The 14,141-nt window shown below is 72.8% G+C and carries 14 protein-coding genes; 5 read left to right on the plus strand and 9 right to left on the minus strand.

Annotation, left to right across the window (positions count from 1 at the left end; all coding sequences use genetic code 11):
* Positions 1–19 precede the first annotated feature (19 nt).
* Positions 20–619 (plus strand): hypothetical protein, encoded by a 600-nt coding sequence (locus tag GA0070607_RS12370; protein WP_089018340.1) that lies wholly within the window; start codon positions 20–22, stop codon positions 617–619.
* Here GA0070607_RS12370 and GA0070607_RS12375 read toward each other — a convergent pair.
* The 3 genes from GA0070607_RS12375 to GA0070607_RS12385 all read right to left on the minus strand — a co-directional run bounded on the left by GA0070607_RS12375 (position 587) and on the right by GA0070607_RS12385 (position 2,277).
* Positions 587–988, minus strand: coding sequence for a hypothetical protein (locus tag GA0070607_RS12375; protein ID WP_089018341.1), 402 nt, complete (start codon positions 986–988; stop codon positions 587–589). The genes GA0070607_RS12370 and GA0070607_RS12375 overlap by 33 nt on opposite strands.
* Before the next feature lie 216 nt (positions 989–1,204).
* A complete protein-coding gene (locus tag GA0070607_RS12380; protein WP_089018342.1) occupies positions 1,205–1,426 on the minus strand; it encodes a DUF397 domain-containing protein in 222 nt (73 codons plus the stop codon).
* Positions 1,396–2,277 carry a helix-turn-helix domain-containing protein gene (locus GA0070607_RS12385; protein WP_030487606.1) on the minus strand — a complete coding sequence of 294 codons (882 nt, stop codon included), beginning with the start codon at positions 2,275–2,277 and terminating at the stop codon, positions 1,396–1,398. Before GA0070607_RS12385 ends, GA0070607_RS12380 begins: the two co-directional genes overlap by 31 nt.
* A gap of 625 nt (positions 2,278–2,902) precedes the next feature.
* Here GA0070607_RS12385 and GA0070607_RS12390 point away from each other — a divergent pair.
* Together GA0070607_RS12390 and GA0070607_RS12395 are read left to right on the plus strand one after the other, a co-directional pair.
* Positions 2,903–3,187: a hypothetical protein gene (locus GA0070607_RS12390; protein ID WP_089018343.1), complete on the plus strand. Its 285-nt coding sequence runs from the start codon at positions 2,903–2,905 to the stop codon at positions 3,185–3,187.
* 98 nt (positions 3,188–3,285) lie between these two features.
* On the plus strand, positions 3,286–3,729 hold the full coding sequence (locus GA0070607_RS12395) for a hypothetical protein (RefSeq protein ID WP_172899019.1): 444 nt from the start codon (positions 3,286–3,288) through the stop codon (positions 3,727–3,729).
* A 7-nt stretch (positions 3,730–3,736) separates the two neighbouring features.
* Here GA0070607_RS12395 and GA0070607_RS12400 read toward each other — a convergent pair whose 3' ends face one another.
* Entirely contained in the window at positions 3,737–4,534 is a 798-nt protein-coding gene (locus GA0070607_RS12400; RefSeq protein WP_089018344.1) for a PASTA domain-containing protein, read from the minus strand.
* Between the two features lie 123 nt (positions 4,535–4,657).
* The gene (locus GA0070607_RS12405; RefSeq protein ID WP_089018345.1) at positions 4,658–5,350 is read right to left on the minus strand and encodes a PASTA domain-containing protein; all 693 of its coding nucleotides are present in this window, start codon (positions 5,348–5,350) and stop codon (positions 4,658–4,660) included.
* A gap of 122 nt (positions 5,351–5,472) precedes the next feature.
* Between GA0070607_RS12405 and GA0070607_RS12410 the strand changes: the two genes are divergently transcribed.
* The gene (locus tag GA0070607_RS12410) at positions 5,473–6,834 is read left to right on the plus strand and encodes a hypothetical protein (protein WP_089018346.1); all 1,362 of its coding nucleotides are present in this window, start codon (positions 5,473–5,475) and stop codon (positions 6,832–6,834) included.
* A gap of 14 nt (positions 6,835–6,848) precedes the next feature.
* Here GA0070607_RS12410 and GA0070607_RS12415 read toward each other — a convergent pair whose 3' ends face one another.
* Positions 6,849–8,327 carry a glutamate--cysteine ligase gene (locus GA0070607_RS12415; protein WP_089018347.1) on the minus strand — a complete coding sequence of 493 codons (1,479 nt, stop codon included), beginning with the start codon at positions 8,325–8,327 and terminating at the stop codon, positions 6,849–6,851.
* 295 nt (positions 8,328–8,622) lie between these two features.
* Entirely contained in the window at positions 8,623–9,204 is a 582-nt protein-coding gene (locus GA0070607_RS12420; RefSeq protein WP_089018348.1) for a YceI family protein, read from the minus strand.
* 99 nt (positions 9,205–9,303) lie between these two features.
* Here GA0070607_RS12420 and GA0070607_RS12425 point away from each other — a divergent pair, with 99 nt between their 5' ends.
* Positions 9,304–9,819: a MarR family winged helix-turn-helix transcriptional regulator gene (locus GA0070607_RS12425; protein WP_089018349.1), complete on the plus strand. Its 516-nt coding sequence runs from the start codon at positions 9,304–9,306 to the stop codon at positions 9,817–9,819.
* A gap of 302 nt (positions 9,820–10,121) precedes the next feature.
* On the opposite strand, the gene GA0070607_RS12430 is transcribed toward GA0070607_RS12425, so the two are convergent.
* Together GA0070607_RS12430 and GA0070607_RS12435 are read right to left on the minus strand one after the other, a co-directional pair.
* On the minus strand, positions 10,122–12,815 hold the full coding sequence (locus GA0070607_RS12430) for an ATP-binding protein (protein ID WP_089018350.1): 2,694 nt from the start codon (positions 12,813–12,815) through the stop codon (positions 10,122–10,124).
* 142 nt (positions 12,816–12,957) lie between these two features.
* Positions 12,958–14,106 carry an acyl-CoA dehydrogenase family protein gene (locus GA0070607_RS12435; RefSeq protein ID WP_089018351.1) on the minus strand — a complete coding sequence of 383 codons (1,149 nt, stop codon included), beginning with the start codon at positions 14,104–14,106 and terminating at the stop codon, positions 12,958–12,960.
* Between the last annotated feature and the right edge of the window lie 35 nt (positions 14,107–14,141).

Consider the following 14,141-nt stretch of genomic DNA (forward strand, 5'->3'; position numbering starts at 1 on the left):
ACCGGGAAGGCTGACCAGCATGGAGAGCCCCCTCGCCACCCTGCTGCCGATCACCGTCCTGTGGCTGGCCGCTGGCGTGGTCGCGGACGGCCTGCCACGGCTGGACCGCGCCCGCGCGCTGCGCCGACGCGCTGGACACCTGCTCGTCCTGACCCTGATGGGCCTGACGCTCACGGCGGCCGTGCTCGCGGCCGGGTTGTTCAGTGCCGGAAACACCCCGGCCGACCGGGCTGCCGCCGCGCTCAATCTCGCCGGGCTCCCCACCCTCGTGGTGGCGGTCTGCACCGTACGCCGGGTGCGCCGGCTCTGGGCCGGTGCGGGAGCGTTTGCCGCAGCACCGGAGACCCCGGCGCCGCACGGCCTCCGGGCCGCCGCCGCGCACCCGCTGATCGGGTTGCCGTTGCAGGTCACCGGTGTGCTGACGGTGCCCGCGGTGATCGCGGCGAGCGGCGCCGACCTCTTCGCCGCACCGGGCGTCACCGGTCCGGCGATCACCGTCGGCGCGCTCGGGATCCTGGCCATCGGCGTCCGGCACGCGCTCCGGCACAACCGGCTCGCCGAGCGGGCCCAGCCGGACCCGGCGACGTCAGCGCGAGCGGCCGGGCCCCTGCACGTATAGCAGCTCCAGGATCGCCCGTGTCGCCTCGAACCAGCGATCCAGCCAGCCCGGCGGCGGCACGCTGCCCTTCGGCGGCAGCTCCATCAGCAGGCCCCGCAGCAGCGGGTGCTCAGCCAGCGACCCGGTGGGCTCCATCGGCCAGCCGCTCGGCGGGAAGGACGGCTCGACCAGTGGGTTCGGGTCCAGCGAGGGCAGCGAGAGCGGCGCATCGCCCGCCTCGGTCGCCGGAGCCTCCCGCCCGCTCATCTCCTGGTCGGTCGAGACCACCTCGGTCAGTACGGTGTCCCGACGCGCCCCGCGGTACTTGCCACCGAACCGCTCCGGCTTGCCCGGACCGTTGGTGAGGTTGTCTGACCCGATCGTCGTCATCCGTCTCGCCTACCTCGCTGGGTTGCGGATCGGTGCGGCGGGTCGTCGACCAGCGCCGTACCGACCGGTTCAACGAGACGGACCCGCTGTGGCGACGGGATTCCCGGCGGAACCTCGCCGAGCGCGCCTCCGCGCGGCGAGCGGGAGCCCGGCAGCTCGGCACGCGAAGGCCCCCGCCCGGTCGGGACCGGACAGGGACCTCACGTGACCGCTCGGTCAGGCCGAGCCGAACACACCACCTCTGGTGCCGGCGACGAAGGCGTGCCAGTCACCCGGGGCGAAGACCAGGGCCGGGCCGGTCTTGTCCTTCGAGTCCCGCACTCCGACCGCCCCGGTCACGTACGCCACCTCCACGCAGTTGTCACAGTTCGGCCCGCTCTTCGAGCTCTTGAACCACGTTGCCTGCGTCAGGTCCACGGGGAACCCCTTGGTCGCCATTTCCACAACGGCTCCTCTGCCAGTTTTGCGATGTGTGCGACGGACTCCTCCGGACGAATGGCCGCGGCGCGGATGTGATCGAAGATGAAGCTGTACTTCTGCAGTTCGTCGCTCTTCTCAAGGAAAAGCCCACCCGTGGCGTTCTCCGCGTACACGACATCCGGATCACCGGGCTCGGGGAAACTGAGGATCGTGAAGGTGCCGTCCATGCCGGCGTGCGCACCCACCTCGAAAGGCAGGATCTGCAACGTCACGTTCGGCAACTCGGCCACTTCGACCAACCGCTTGAGCTGGCCACGCATCACCTCGTCCCCACCCACCGGCCTGCTTACCACCGCCTCATCGAGCACCACCCACAGATCGACCGGATCGTCCTGGGTCAACAACGACTGACGGCCCAGTCGGACACGCACCCGCTGGTGGACCTGATCGGCGGTGAAGTCCGGCCGGGCGGCGCGGATCATCGCGCCGGCGTACTCCTCGGTCTCCAGCAGGCCCGGCACCACCTGCTGCTCGTACGCCCGAATCGAGCTCGCCGCGGCCTCCAGCCCGACGTACGCGCCGACCAGCACCGTGCTGTACGGGTGCCACCAGCCCTTCTGCCGGGCCTCCCGGGCGATCTGCACGAGTTCGTCGCTCTCGGCACCGACCACGCCGTAGATCCGCAGCATGTCCCGGACGTCGCGCGGGGTGGCCGTGGTGTGCCCGGTCTCGATCCGGGAGACCTTCGACGCCGAGCACTCCAACTGCTCGGCGACGACTTCGATGGTGATGCCGGCGGATTCCCGCTGGCGGCGTAGCTCGGCACCGAGCCGTCGTCGCCTGATGGTGGGGCTGCGCCGCTCACTCATGGCACTCCCCGGTCACCGCTCCCCGCCGCTGGCTGCTCGACCCCACTTCGGGCTACCTCCGGTCGACGCGCCACTGGCTGCCGCCCGCCGGGGGCGCGACCGTCGACCGGCGAGCGTTCGCGGCGAGGGGTGGTGCCGGTCATCGGCCGGCCGCGACGGGCGAAACCGGCCCTCAGTGTGCCGTCCGGACGCGGATGGCTTCAAGCGCCGCTTTGCGGAAGGGACTCACGTATTGGCAAAACTCGACGTGCAACTTGCATGAAGCACGTCCCTGATGCACTCTGTCGGTATGGCACGGATCACTCAGCGTCTCCGTCCGGTCCCCCGGTGTGGTGATCCCACCGACCCGGGGAAGCCGGGCACGACGCGGGCCCGGCCGGCGACACCGAGAGCTGCTCCGGGGTGAGGACCTCGCCGCTGCAAGCCTGCCGGCTGCGGCGGCGGGCGCGGTTCCCGGAAAGCAGTCGGATGATGGTCGGGTGGCGGCACGCCACCAGCGGAGTACGGCCCGACCACCACCACCCGCACCACCGGTCCACGAGGCGCGACCCCGTCACCGGGCCGAGACGTTCCCCCGACCAGTCACCGCCGGCAGAACTGCCGGCCGACCTCCCCAGGAGCCCATGTGCTTCCCCGCTCCGGTGACGTACTGCACGTGACTCGCGCGGCGAGTGTCCAGTTCCTCAGGCCCATCAAGTTCCGGGTGATCCGGGTGCTCGACTGGCCGACCTACGACGGTTGGCTCTGGCTCGACGGCTACGAGTTGAACACCGCGGGCGACGCTGTCAACCGTCGGTCGATCTTCGTCCAGCGGGACGGGCTGCAACAGGTGCAGGCCGCACCGGAGCCCCGCACGCACACCGTACGGAGCCGGCGACCGGTCGTCCGTACACCGGTCCGGGTGGGCTGACCGGCGCGATCCGCCGCCGGTGGGCGTGCCGCCGCCATAGAATTGGTACGCCCACCCCGGCACCGTTTTACCCGCGCGTCCAGGGCCCTGAGCCTGGGATGGTCATGGTCAATCAGCCCGCCCTGCGGCGGCACCACCGCTCCCGTATCGCCTACGCCTTTGGACTGCTCGCCCTGCTCGGGGCCGTGACCACGCTCGTGGTCCTGGCCCGCGACCCGGCGCTGTCGTCCACCCGGCTGACCACTCCGGTGCCGGCGCCGGAAATCACAGTGGTCGACGCCTACCCACCGACGGACGACGAACCCGGCTGGTTCCACACCGACGCCCCCGACGGCCGCGCCGACGCTGTCGACCCGACCGGTTCGGCGGCCGGGGCCGGTGGCGGCGGCCAGTCCGACGGGCGGCAGGAGATCACCGAAGCCGGTCCGGCCGGGCACACCGCGACGGACGTCCGCCGCTCGCTGTTCTGGTCCGGGATCTTCGGCCTCACCATCTCCCTGGCCGGCCTCGGCCTGGTCGGCACCCGCCGCCGGATGTGGTGAGCACCGGTCACCCCGTGCCCGTCACAGTAGGGCTCGGAGTGGCCGGGCTGGTCCCGGTCGAGGGCTGGGCCTGGGACACGACCAGCAGCACCTCCTCGTCGGTGGGCACCCTGGTGCCGGCATCCGGTTCGGTGCCCACCACCGTCCCCGCCGGCAGCTCGGACGGGCGGTACACCACCCGGTAGGTCAGACCGAGCCGGTCCAGCAGCCCTTCCGCGGTGGCCTGCGGCAGGCCGGCGAGCGGCGGCACCGGCACCTCGGCCGCCGCGGTGGTGGCCGCCGGGCTGCTCGGCGTCTCGCTGGTCGGCGCCGCCGAGGTCGGGGCCGCGCTGGTCGGTGCGGCGCTCGTGGCACTGGGTGGCGGCAGCGACGGGGTGGATCCCGGGTCGTCGTCCCTGTCGTCGTTCTGTGCGGCGAGCACCACCCAGAGCGCGGCGCCGAGCAGGCCGGCGAGCAGGAGCGCGAGTACGCCCCAGAGGATCGGCAGCCACCAGCGACGGCCGCCCTGCTCCTCGGCGTACCACTCTCCCGAGGGCTCGGAGGGTCGGGGCGCCCGTACCTCCGCCCTCCCGGACCACGGCGGGGTCGCCCGCTCGGCAGGCATCCGCGCGGTCCGGTCGGCAGGCGTGCCCGGCTGCGTCAGCGCGGAGCGGTCGATCGGCATGGTCTCGTCGGGCGACCCGCTGGCAGGGGTGGCGGGTCCGGCGGTTGGTGGCGCCTCGGACCGGTCGGCGGTGGGAGGCAGCGGGCGCGTCCGGTCGTCGTCGTGCTCCCCGGCGGGCGGCTCCTGGCGGTCGTCGCTCATCGCACGTCCTTTCCCGAACCGGGGCGGGCGCCATGGCCCTCGACCGCCAACCTAACCGCCCGGACCGTCAACGGCGCGGATCAGCGGCCCGAACCGCCCGGGCCTGGGGTCGCGGACCGGAGATCAGAAGGGGGGTTTAGTGCCCGGCAGGCTCGGCGGCGTCTCCCCGCACCAGATGCTGACCTCGTCGTTCCAGCGGGCCGGGCCGTCCTCGGCCGGTTCCTGCCGGCTGACCTTCCCACTGCGCCCGCTGCGGTAGCGCGGGTAGAGACCCTCGTCGACCAGTTCGTCGGCGGCCCTCGCGCAGTCGTCGCCGACCACGTCCGGCACCTCGGCGGCCGGCGGCGGGCCGGCAACCCGCAGCTGCACGGTGGTGCCCCGGGTCACCTCCGTGCCCACGTCGGGCGAGGTGCTCTCGACCGTACGACCGGTGCCGGTGCCGAAGACCAGCCGCCAGCCCAGCCGCTGCTTGCGCAGGGTGTCCCGGGCCTCCACGAAATCGGTGCCGATCACCGGTGGCACTGTCAGTCCGGTCCCCCTGGTCGCGCTGGCGGAGGTCCGGGGGGCGGAGGGCGTGGTCCGGCCGGTGCTCGGCCGGGATGCGGTGGGCCGTCCCGTCGGCGCACCGGTCGCCACCGCCAACGGCTCCGGCGGAGGTGCGTCGTCCTCACCGGCCAGCAGCCAGCCACCGGTCGCGCCGACCGCGGCGAGGAGCACGGCGACCAGCCCGCCACCCAGCAGCACGCTGGCCCGGCCCGCATCGCTGCCGTCCCGGCCGGCGACGGAATCCTGCCGACCCGTGTTCGCGTCCGTCATTGCGCCCACCGCCTCATCACCGGCGACCGTACCGGTCGTCGCCCAACCCGTTGCGTCTGCGGTCCACCCCGGCGGGTAGTTGCCACTCGCCGCGCCGACGACGGGACGTTACGCTGCCCGGCATGGCCAGACGGGGCTGGGGAGTATCGATCGTGACGGCGGTCGGGGTCGCTGCCGGCGCTGGCGCCGCGCAACTTGGCTTCGGCTACGGGCTCGGCGTCATCACCTGGACGCCCACCGATGCGGGCGCCACCGACACGGCCTGGGCGGACGGCCTCGCCTGGGCCACATGGCTCGCCGCCAGCTCCACCGTGCTGGGTGCGGTGTGCGCCCAGCGCCTGCACTTCAGGGCCGTGCCGCCTGCGGCCGAGCCGACGGTGAGTGGCCCGGATCCGATGCCTCCCGCCACACCGGCCCCGGAGAACGGGTCCGAGTCGGCCGAACGGTCGGAGCCGGTGACGCCCGGAGCCGCGCCCGCTGTCGGTAGTACCGTCCCGGCGAGCGCCGTGGAAGGCGCGCCGGCACAGGCGGCCGAGGTGTTGTCCAGCGAGCGTGGGAGCCTGCTGCGACGGGTGTCCCTGGCGCTCGGCGCCGCGATCGGCGGGCTGGTCACCGTGCTTCTGGTCGCCGTACCCGCGCGGATCGCGGTGGGCGCCGACACCGGTGCGCCGCAACGGGTGGCGGCCGTACACGCGGGGCTGGGCATCCTGGTCGGAGTGCTCGTCGCGCTCTGGGCGCTGCGCTCGCGCGCCGCCGCGGTGAACGTGACCGCGACGGCCGCCTGGCTCTGGCTGCTCGCGGTGGTCTCGGTGATCGACGGGGTACGCGTCGGACGCGGTCTGACCGGCGCTCAGCTCGGCACCTGGCAGCTCGACCCGGACCACCCGCGGTACTGGATCGGGGACCAGCTCTACTGGCCCGGTGCACTGCTGGCGCTCGTTCCCGCGCTGCTGATCGGCGCGCTGGCCGCCCGGCGGGCCGCCCGGTCGACCGGGCACCGGGTCGGCGCGGCGGCCTCCGGCGCGGCCGGCCCGCTACTCGTCGCGGTCGCCTACCTGACCACCCTGCCGCACTGGTCGGCGCTGGGTCCCGCGCAGCTGTCCACCCAGCTCATCGCCCCGTACGCGGTGATCGCCGGCCTCGGCGGCTCGGTCCTGGTCGCCGTCCTCGCCGAGCGGGCCAACCGAAGCCCCGGCGCGGCTGCGCAGGGCCCGGCGGCCGGCCCGGCCCCGGCCGCTCGGACCGATGCAGTCCCGGCTGTCGATCCCGAGCCGACCTCGACCGGGGCCGACGCCGAGCCGTTGAAGTCCCCCTCGACGGAAACCGCCGGTCGGCGCGGCACAGCCGTCACACCCCGGATTCCGGCACCGCGCACGGACCCGGACCTCTCCGAGCCAGCCGACGGCGGGACGGCCGAGGCCGAGCAGCCGAATGCCCGCCGCGCCCGAGCAACCAAACGAACCACCCGCCCCACTGCGGGCTGAGTCCGCAGGGGTGATCAGTCGACCGGCCAGGTGTGGACGGGTTCGTTGCCGCGTTGGAGTTCCGCGTAGCGCTGGACCATGTGGTGCAGCGCGTCGGCCCGGTCCATGCCCCGGTGCCGCTCCGCCGCCCAGACCGCCTCGGTCTGCCAGACGGCGCCGTTGCGGCCGGTCCGGCAGCGCTGCTCGATGATGCCGAGCAACCGGTCGCGCTGCGCCGGGGCGACGCCGAACCCGTCCAGGCCGGCCGCCGCGGTGGGGAGCAACTGCTCCAGCACCAGCTTGGTGACCGGAACATCGCCGATCCGCGGCCAGTGCAGCACGGCGTCCAGGCCGCGCCGGGCGGCGGCGTGGAAGTTCTCCTCGGCGGAGCTGAAGGTGAGCTGGCTCCAGATCGGCCGGTCCGCCTCGGCCAGGCCGCGGGCCAGCCCGAAGTAGAAGGCCGCGTTGGCCAGCATGTCCACCACGGTCGGACCGGCCGGCAGCACCCGGTTCTCCACCCGCAGGTGCGGGCGGCCGTTCATGATGTCGTACACCGGGCGGTTCCACCGGTAGACCGTGCCGTTGTGCAGCCGCAGCTCGCCGAGCTGCGGCACACCGCCGGAGTGCAGTACCTCCACCGGATCCTCGTCCTCGCAGATCGGCAGCAGCGGCGGGAAGTAGCGGACGTTCTCCTCGAACAGGTCGAAGATCGAGGTGATCCAGCGCTCGCCGAACCACACGCGGGGGCGTACGCCCTGGGCCTTGAGTTCGTCCGGTCGGGTGTCGGTCGCCTGCTCGAACAGGGCGATCCGGGTTTCGGCCCAGAGCTGACGGCCGTACAGGAAGGGAGAGTTCGCTCCGATCGCCACCTGCACCCCGGCGATGGCCTGGGACGCGTTCCAGTAGTCGGCGAAGCTGTCCGGGGCGACCTGGAGGTGGAACTGGAGACTGGTGCAGGCGGCCTCGGGGGCGATCGAGTCGGTGTGCGTCCGCAACTGCTCGACGCCGCGGATGTCGAGCTCGATGTCCTCGCCCCGGGCGCCGACGATCTGGTCGTTGAGCACCCGGTAGCGCTCGTTGGTGGAGAGATTGTCCTCGACGAGGTGCCCCTCGGTGAGGGTGGGCAGGATGCCTACCAGAACGATCTTCGCGTCGGACTTGGCCGCACGCTCGTCGGCACGGGAGAGGCTGCTGCGCAGGTCGTGTTCGTAGTCGGCGAAACCGGTGCCGTCGATCAGCCGGGGCTCGGCGTTGAGTTCCAGGTTGAACTGCCCCAGCTCGGTCTGGAAGAGCGGGTCGGCGATGTCGGCGAGGATCTCCTCGTTGCGCATCGCCGGCTCGGCCGCCGAGTCGACCAGGTTGAGTTCGATCTCCAGACCCGTCATCGGCCGGTCGGCGTCGAAGCCGAAGTCGTCCAGCATCAGAGCGAAGACGTCCAGGCATCGCCGGACCTTCTGCCGGTAGCGGACTCGATCCTCCCGGGTGAAGGCGCCCTGCGAGACGTCCCTGCCCATGTGTCCTCCCGGCGGCCGGCGCGGTCGGGATCCTGCCGTCCCGGAAAGCGCATTGTGAACCATCCACGTTAAGAGCGCCCACCTGACCGGAGCCAGGGGCCGGTGCCGATGATGCGAAACCGGCCCGCGCGGAAGCGCTCGTGGCGCCATCTGTACCCCGTCGCGGGCGTGCCGGACCCGCCGGAGGTGCGAACAACCCGTGACACTTCACACGCAGGTGGCGACGGCTGGCCGAGACGACGCCGGGCCCGCGCCGACATGCGGCGCGGGCCCGGCGTACCGGCGATCCGAAGGATCAGGCCTGGCGGACGGCCTCGCCCTCGATCTCGATCTTGATCTTCTTGCCGACCAGCACCCCGCCGGTCTCCAGCGTGACGTTCCAGGTCAGGCCGAACTCCTCGCGGTCGATCTCGGTGCTCGCGGAGAAGCCGAAGATGTCCTGGCCGAACGGGCTGCGGCCGACGCCCTCGAACTCCACCCGCAGCTCGACCGGACGGGTGACGTCCTTGATGCTGAGCTCACCGGTGAGCACGAACTCGTTGCCGCGACGGGACTTGACGCCGGTGCTGCGGAACTCCAGCGTCGGGTACTTCTCGACCTCCAGGAACTCGGGGCTGCGCAGGTGCGCGTCCCGGTCGCTCTGGGTGGTGTCGATGCTGGCGGCCTGAATGGTCGCGACGACCGACGACTGCAGCGGGTCCTCGGCGATGGTGATGGTGGCGGCCGCCTCTTTGAACTCGCCGCGGACCTTGCTCACCATCATGTGCCGGGCGACGAAGCCAACCCGCTTGTGTGCCGCGTCCAGCGCGTAGGTGCCGGCCGTCGGAATGGTGAGGCCGTCCCAGTCGCGGGTAACCGCATCGATGCTGCTGGTCATGCTGATCTCCTCCAGAAGAATGTTTAGTAGCCCAACGACTGCCTGAGCAACTATAGCCACAGCAATATTCCCTGTGTCAAGTACTGGTAGGATGAACGAGTGACAAACGTGTTCGACGATCCCCGGATCACCGCCGTCGGCCTGCTCTACGAGGTGCACGCCGGGCTCTCGGCCCGGTTCGCTGCCCAGCTCGAGGAGCACGACCTCTCCACGGTCGAGTTCGAGGTGATCACGCGACTGGCCCGCTCGCCGGGCAACCAACTACGAATGACCGACCTCGCCGCGCAGACCTCCCTCTCCACCAGCGGGGTGACCCGCGTGGTGGACCGGATGGAACGCGACGGCCTGCTCACCCGCCGGGCCTGCCCGACCGACCGGCGCAGCTCGTACGCGGTGGTCACCACCGCCGGCATGCAACGGCTGAACGAGACGCTACCGGGGCACCTGCGGATCATCGAGCAGTGGTTCACCGGCCAACTCGGCCCCGAGGCCCTGGCCGCACTGCTCGACGGCCTGCGCCGGGTACGCGACGCCGTCCACCCGTGCGCCACCGCCGGCAGCACCGACGCCGCGCCCGAGGAGGAGATCACCGCCGATGGAGCTACCCGAGCCTGACCGCCGGCGAGCACCGGTCCCGGCCGGCACGGCAGCGGGCGGCGTACGGACCAGCCTGAGCACGTGTCACGTCACCGGCAGAAAAACCGGCAGAACTGACCTTGGCAACCGGACCTATCGCCCGGAATAGACTTTCCGCTCCCATCTCGGTGGCAGGCTTCGGGCACCGGGGATTCACCGGGGGGTGACGGCGCGGGCGAACAGCGAGGGGTAGCACCAAGGGGGCTTTTCGTCCGCGCCACTCCCGCCCGGGCATCCGCTATGCGGTCCCACCCCACGACAGAGTGGCCGGTCCGCCACGACTACCCCACGGCCGGCCCGCCCCGGGCGGCCATCAGCGCGTAGAGCAGCCCAGACTCCTGTGGCAACAGCCGGATGCCACTCTCCTGGCAGACCTGGTCCAGCCGGTCCATGATCGCCGGATCAGCGGTGCTCGCGGCCAACCCCACCAGCGCCTCCACCACGTCCCGGCGATCCTGAGCGGCATCGGCGGCGGCGGCGAACCACTCGGCGGCGAGCTCCCGGTCACCCTGGTGCAGCGCCAGATTTCCCTCGATCAACGCCCAGGTCCCCGACTCCGGCCCGCCCCTGGACAGCACCGCGTCATCCGCGCGGGGTCGTGGCGGCCCGGCCCGCTCCACCCACGATCGATTCGGCACGGCCACCGCGACCTCGGCGATCCCCGCCCGCAGCTCGGTGAGCACCTCGGTCGCCTCCGCACCGCGACCGTCCTGGGCGAGCGCCAACCCGACAGTGCCGAGCACCCGGCGCCGATGCCCCGGATCACCCAGCTCGGACAGGGCCACCACTGCCCGTCGGCCCTGGTCGACGGCGTCGGCGTACCGGCCCTCGAGGCGGGCGACCTCGGCGCGGTTGGCCCAGGCCAGCACCCGCAGTCGCTGCTCACCGCTCTCGGCGGCGAGCCGGTCGACCGCGGCCAGCCGCCGACGCGCCGCAGCCAGGTCACCGAGCCGGATGTCGTGCCAGGCGAGACTGTTCTGGGCCACCGCGAGGTGCCGGGTCCGACCGTTGCGAGCCGCCAGCCGGAGCACCGCCTCAGCCTGCTCGCGGGCCTCGTCGTGTCCGCCGACGGTGATCAGCAGCGCGCCGAGAACGGTCCGCGCCTCCAACTCTCCGGTAACGTCGCGGGCCTGCCGGAACATGTCCAGCGCGGCGCGCGCCGTCGGCAGTTCGTCGGGACCCGCACCGTGCTCGACGGCGAGCCGGGCCACCCCGAGGCTGGCCCAGCCACGCAGGACGGGATCAGCGTCCGCGGTTCGCGGGTCGGCCAGCAACCGGCGCAGCCACTGCCTGCCGGCGACGTCGCGCCCCCGGAACCGCCACCAGCGGGTCAGGCAGGCCGCCAGGCGAAGCGCGGTCATCGGGTCGTCGGTGGCCGCGTGGGCCAGCGCGGAGCTGATGTCGCTGCTCACCTCATCCAGCCGGTGCACCGCGTCGGGCAACCGGGGACCAGCGAGGTCGGCGGCGGTCCGCGCCACGAGGCGGGCGATCACCTCCGCGTGCCGGCGCCGGACGCACGTCAGCTCGCCACCGCCGGCCGCCTGTTCGAGAGCGAAGTCGCGGACCGCGTCGAGCAGCCGGAACCGGAACGGCCCGGTGCCGCGCACGCTCAGCAGGCCCAGTTCGACGAGCCGGTCCAGCACCGGGACCGGGTCGATCGCCACTGTGCCGTCCCGGTCGGCCTCGTCGGCGAGCATCTCCTCGGCCAGCTCCACCGACCACCGATTGCCGAACATGGCGAGCCGCCGCAGCGCGGCCTGCTCGTCCGGCGCGAGCAACCGGTAGCTGGCCGCCACCGCGTCCCGCAGGGTGACCGCCGCCACGGCCGAGGTGGCATCGGCGCCGTTCGCGCGGTGGGCGGGGGCATCCGGGCCGTCCCAACCGGGGTGGACCGCCGGATCGCCCGGCGTCGCCAGGTCGAGCACCCGGTCGCCGTACCGGTCGAGCAGCTCGGTGAGGTCGAGAAGCCGACCTCGGGCGGCCATCAGCTCGATGGCCAGCGGCAGCCCACCCAGCCGGCGGACCAGCGCGGCCAGCGCCGGCAGCTCGTCGGGAGCGGGCGGCTCCCGACGGACCTGGGCGAGCCGGGCGGTGAACAGTGCGACCGCCGGCCACGACCCGAGGGTGGCCGGTCCGGACCGCTCGGCGTCCGGCGGCGGCACGTCGAGCGGCGCGACCGGCCAGACCCGCTCGCCGGGCAGGCCGACCGGGTGCCGCCCGGTGACCAGCGCCCGCAGCGAGGGCAGCGCGCCGGTCAACCGGTGCAGTGTCTCGGCCACCGGGCCGGGCGCGCGCTCCGCCGCGTCCATCACCAGCAGCGTCGGGCGGCCGGCGAGCCGGGCGGTGAGCCCCGGCAGCCGGGCCGCACCGAGTACGGCCATCGAGGCGGCGAGCACGTCCGGCCCGTCCGAGCCCTCGCCGATCAGCACCCCGGCGACGCCGCCCGGGTGCGCGTCGGCGGCGTCGTGCGCGACGGACAGCGCCAGCGCGGTCTTGCCGACCCCGGCCAGCCCGACCAGGCTCACCAGCCGGGGACCATGCTCCGCGGTCAGCATCGCCGTCAACTCGGTGACGTCGCGGTCCCGGCCGATCAGCGCGACCGCCGGTGGGAGGGCGACCGGCGGGGCGGAGCCGACCGGGTCGACTGCCGAAGTGGCGGGGCCGGTGACCGCGAGGGCCGCGAGGGTCACGTCCGTTCGGGGCAGGTCACCGCCGGCCTGGCCCCGGGCAGCGGCCAGGAACGCCGACCGGACGGCCCCGGTCAGCTCCAGAGCACCGGCGAGCAGCTCGACGGTGGTGCGCTGCGGTCGGACCGACCGGCCGCGCTCCAGGTCACGCACCGTCCGCACGCCGACGCCGGCCCGGTTGGCCAGCTCCGCCTGGGTCAGGCCGGCGGCACGCCGGTGCCCGCGGAGCAGCTCCGCCAGCCCGCTACGACCGGCCGGGCTCCGCGACCGTTCATGATCCGGAGTCATGGGCACGAAGAGTACGGATCGACTCCGACCATCGGCAGTCGAACGTCGGGCTGCCGACGCCCACTCGCCGAAATCCGACAGCCTGGCCGGGCAGCCCTGCCGGAGGCGGCTGTCGACCGGCCGCCGGCGAATCCAGCCCCGGTCAGAGGCCCAGATCGCGCGCGATGATCATGCGCTGCACCTCGCTTGTGCCCTCGCCGATCTCCAGGATCTTGGAGTCCCGCCAGAACCGGGCCACCGGGGACTCGTTCATGAAGCCGTAGCCACCGTGGATCTGGGTGGCCTCCCGGGCGTTGTCCACCGCGATGGTGCTGGCGTGCAACTTGGCGATGGCGGCCTGCCGCTTGAACGGCTCACCGGCCAGCATCCGCGCGGCCGCGTCGTAGTAGGCCAGCCGGGCGGTGTGCGCCTTCAGCTCCATGTCGGCGATCTTGAACTGGATCGCCTGGTTGCCACCGATCGGCCGGCCGAAGGCGTGCCGCTCCTTCGCATACTTGATCGACTCGTCGACGCAGCCCTGAGCGAGACCGACGGCCAGCGCGGCGATGGCGATCCGGCCCTCGTCGAGGATCTGAAGGAACTGGGCGAAGCCGCGCCCCCGTTCGCCGAGCAGGTTCGCCGCCGGCACCCGGCAGTCGTCGAAGGTCAGCTCGTGGGTGTCCGAGGCGGTCCAGCCCACCTTGGAGTAGCCCGGCGCCACGGTGAACCCCGGCGTGCCGTTGGGCACGATGATGGTCGACAACTCCTTCGAGCCGTCCGGCTTCGTACCGGTCACCGCGGTGACGGTGACCAGGGCGGTGATGTCGGTGCCCGAGTTGGTGATGAACGCCTTCGAGCCGTTGATCACCCACTCGTCACCGTCCAGCACCGCCCGCGTCTGGGTGCCGGCGGCGTCCGAGCCGGTGCCCGGCTCGGTGAGACCGAAACCGGCAAGCGCCTCGCCGCTGAGCAGCTTCGGCAGCCAGGTCGCGCGCTGCTCGTCGGTGCCGAACCGGTAGATCGGCATGGCGCCGAGCGAGACCGCCGCCTCGAGCGTGATCGCCACGCTGGAGTCGACCCGGGCCAGCTCCTCCAGGGCCAGGCAGAGCGCGAAGTAGTCGCCACCCATGCCGCCGTGCTCCTCGCCGAAGGGCAGGCCGAACAGGCCCATCTTGCCCATCTGCCGGATCACCTCGTACGGAAAGGTGTGCTGCTCGTAGTGCTCGGCGATGACCGGCGCGACCACCTCGCGCGCGAAGTCCCGCACGCTCTCCCGCAGCGCCGCTTGTTCGTCGGTGAGCCGGAAATCCATCTCATCCTCCTGTGTGGACGGGGCCGCCGGGCGCT

The sequence above is a fragment of the Micromonospora coriariae genome (genome assembly GCF_900091455.1).
Lineage (GTDB): Bacteria > Actinomycetota > Actinomycetes > Mycobacteriales > Micromonosporaceae > Micromonospora > Micromonospora coriariae.

Coding starts and splice junctions, on each gene's coding strand:
- GA0070607_RS12370 (WP_089018340.1), top strand. CDS start 20: ATGGAGAGCCCCCTCGCCACCCTGCTGCCGATCACCGTCCTGTGGCTG.
- GA0070607_RS12375 (WP_089018341.1), bottom strand. CDS start 988: ATGACGACGATCGGGTCAGACAACCTCACCAACGGTCCGGGCAAGCCG.
- GA0070607_RS12380 (WP_089018342.1), bottom strand. CDS start 1,426: ATGGCGACCAAGGGGTTCCCCGTGGACCTGACGCAGGCAACGTGGTTC.
- GA0070607_RS12385 (WP_030487606.1), bottom strand. CDS start 2,277: ATGAGTGAGCGGCGCAGCCCCACCATCAGGCGACGACGGCTCGGTGCC.
- GA0070607_RS12395 (WP_172899019.1), top strand. CDS start 3,286: ATGGTCATGGTCAATCAGCCCGCCCTGCGGCGGCACCACCGCTCCCGT.
- GA0070607_RS12400 (WP_089018344.1), bottom strand. CDS start 4,534: ATGAGCGACGACCGCCAGGAGCCGCCCGCCGGGGAGCACGACGACGAC.
- GA0070607_RS12405 (WP_089018345.1), bottom strand. CDS start 5,350: ATGACGGACGCGAACACGGGTCGGCAGGATTCCGTCGCCGGCCGGGAC.
- GA0070607_RS12410 (WP_089018346.1), top strand. CDS start 5,473: ATGGCCAGACGGGGCTGGGGAGTATCGATCGTGACGGCGGTCGGGGTC.
- GA0070607_RS12415 (WP_089018347.1), bottom strand. CDS start 8,327: ATGGGCAGGGACGTCTCGCAGGGCGCCTTCACCCGGGAGGATCGAGTC.
- GA0070607_RS12420 (WP_089018348.1), bottom strand. CDS start 9,204: ATGACCAGCAGCATCGATGCGGTTACCCGCGACTGGGACGGCCTCACC.
- GA0070607_RS12430 (WP_089018350.1), bottom strand. CDS start 12,815: ATGACTCCGGATCATGAACGGTCGCGGAGCCCGGCCGGTCGTAGCGGG.
- GA0070607_RS12435 (WP_089018351.1), bottom strand. CDS start 14,106: ATGGATTTCCGGCTCACCGACGAACAAGCGGCGCTGCGGGAGAGCGTG.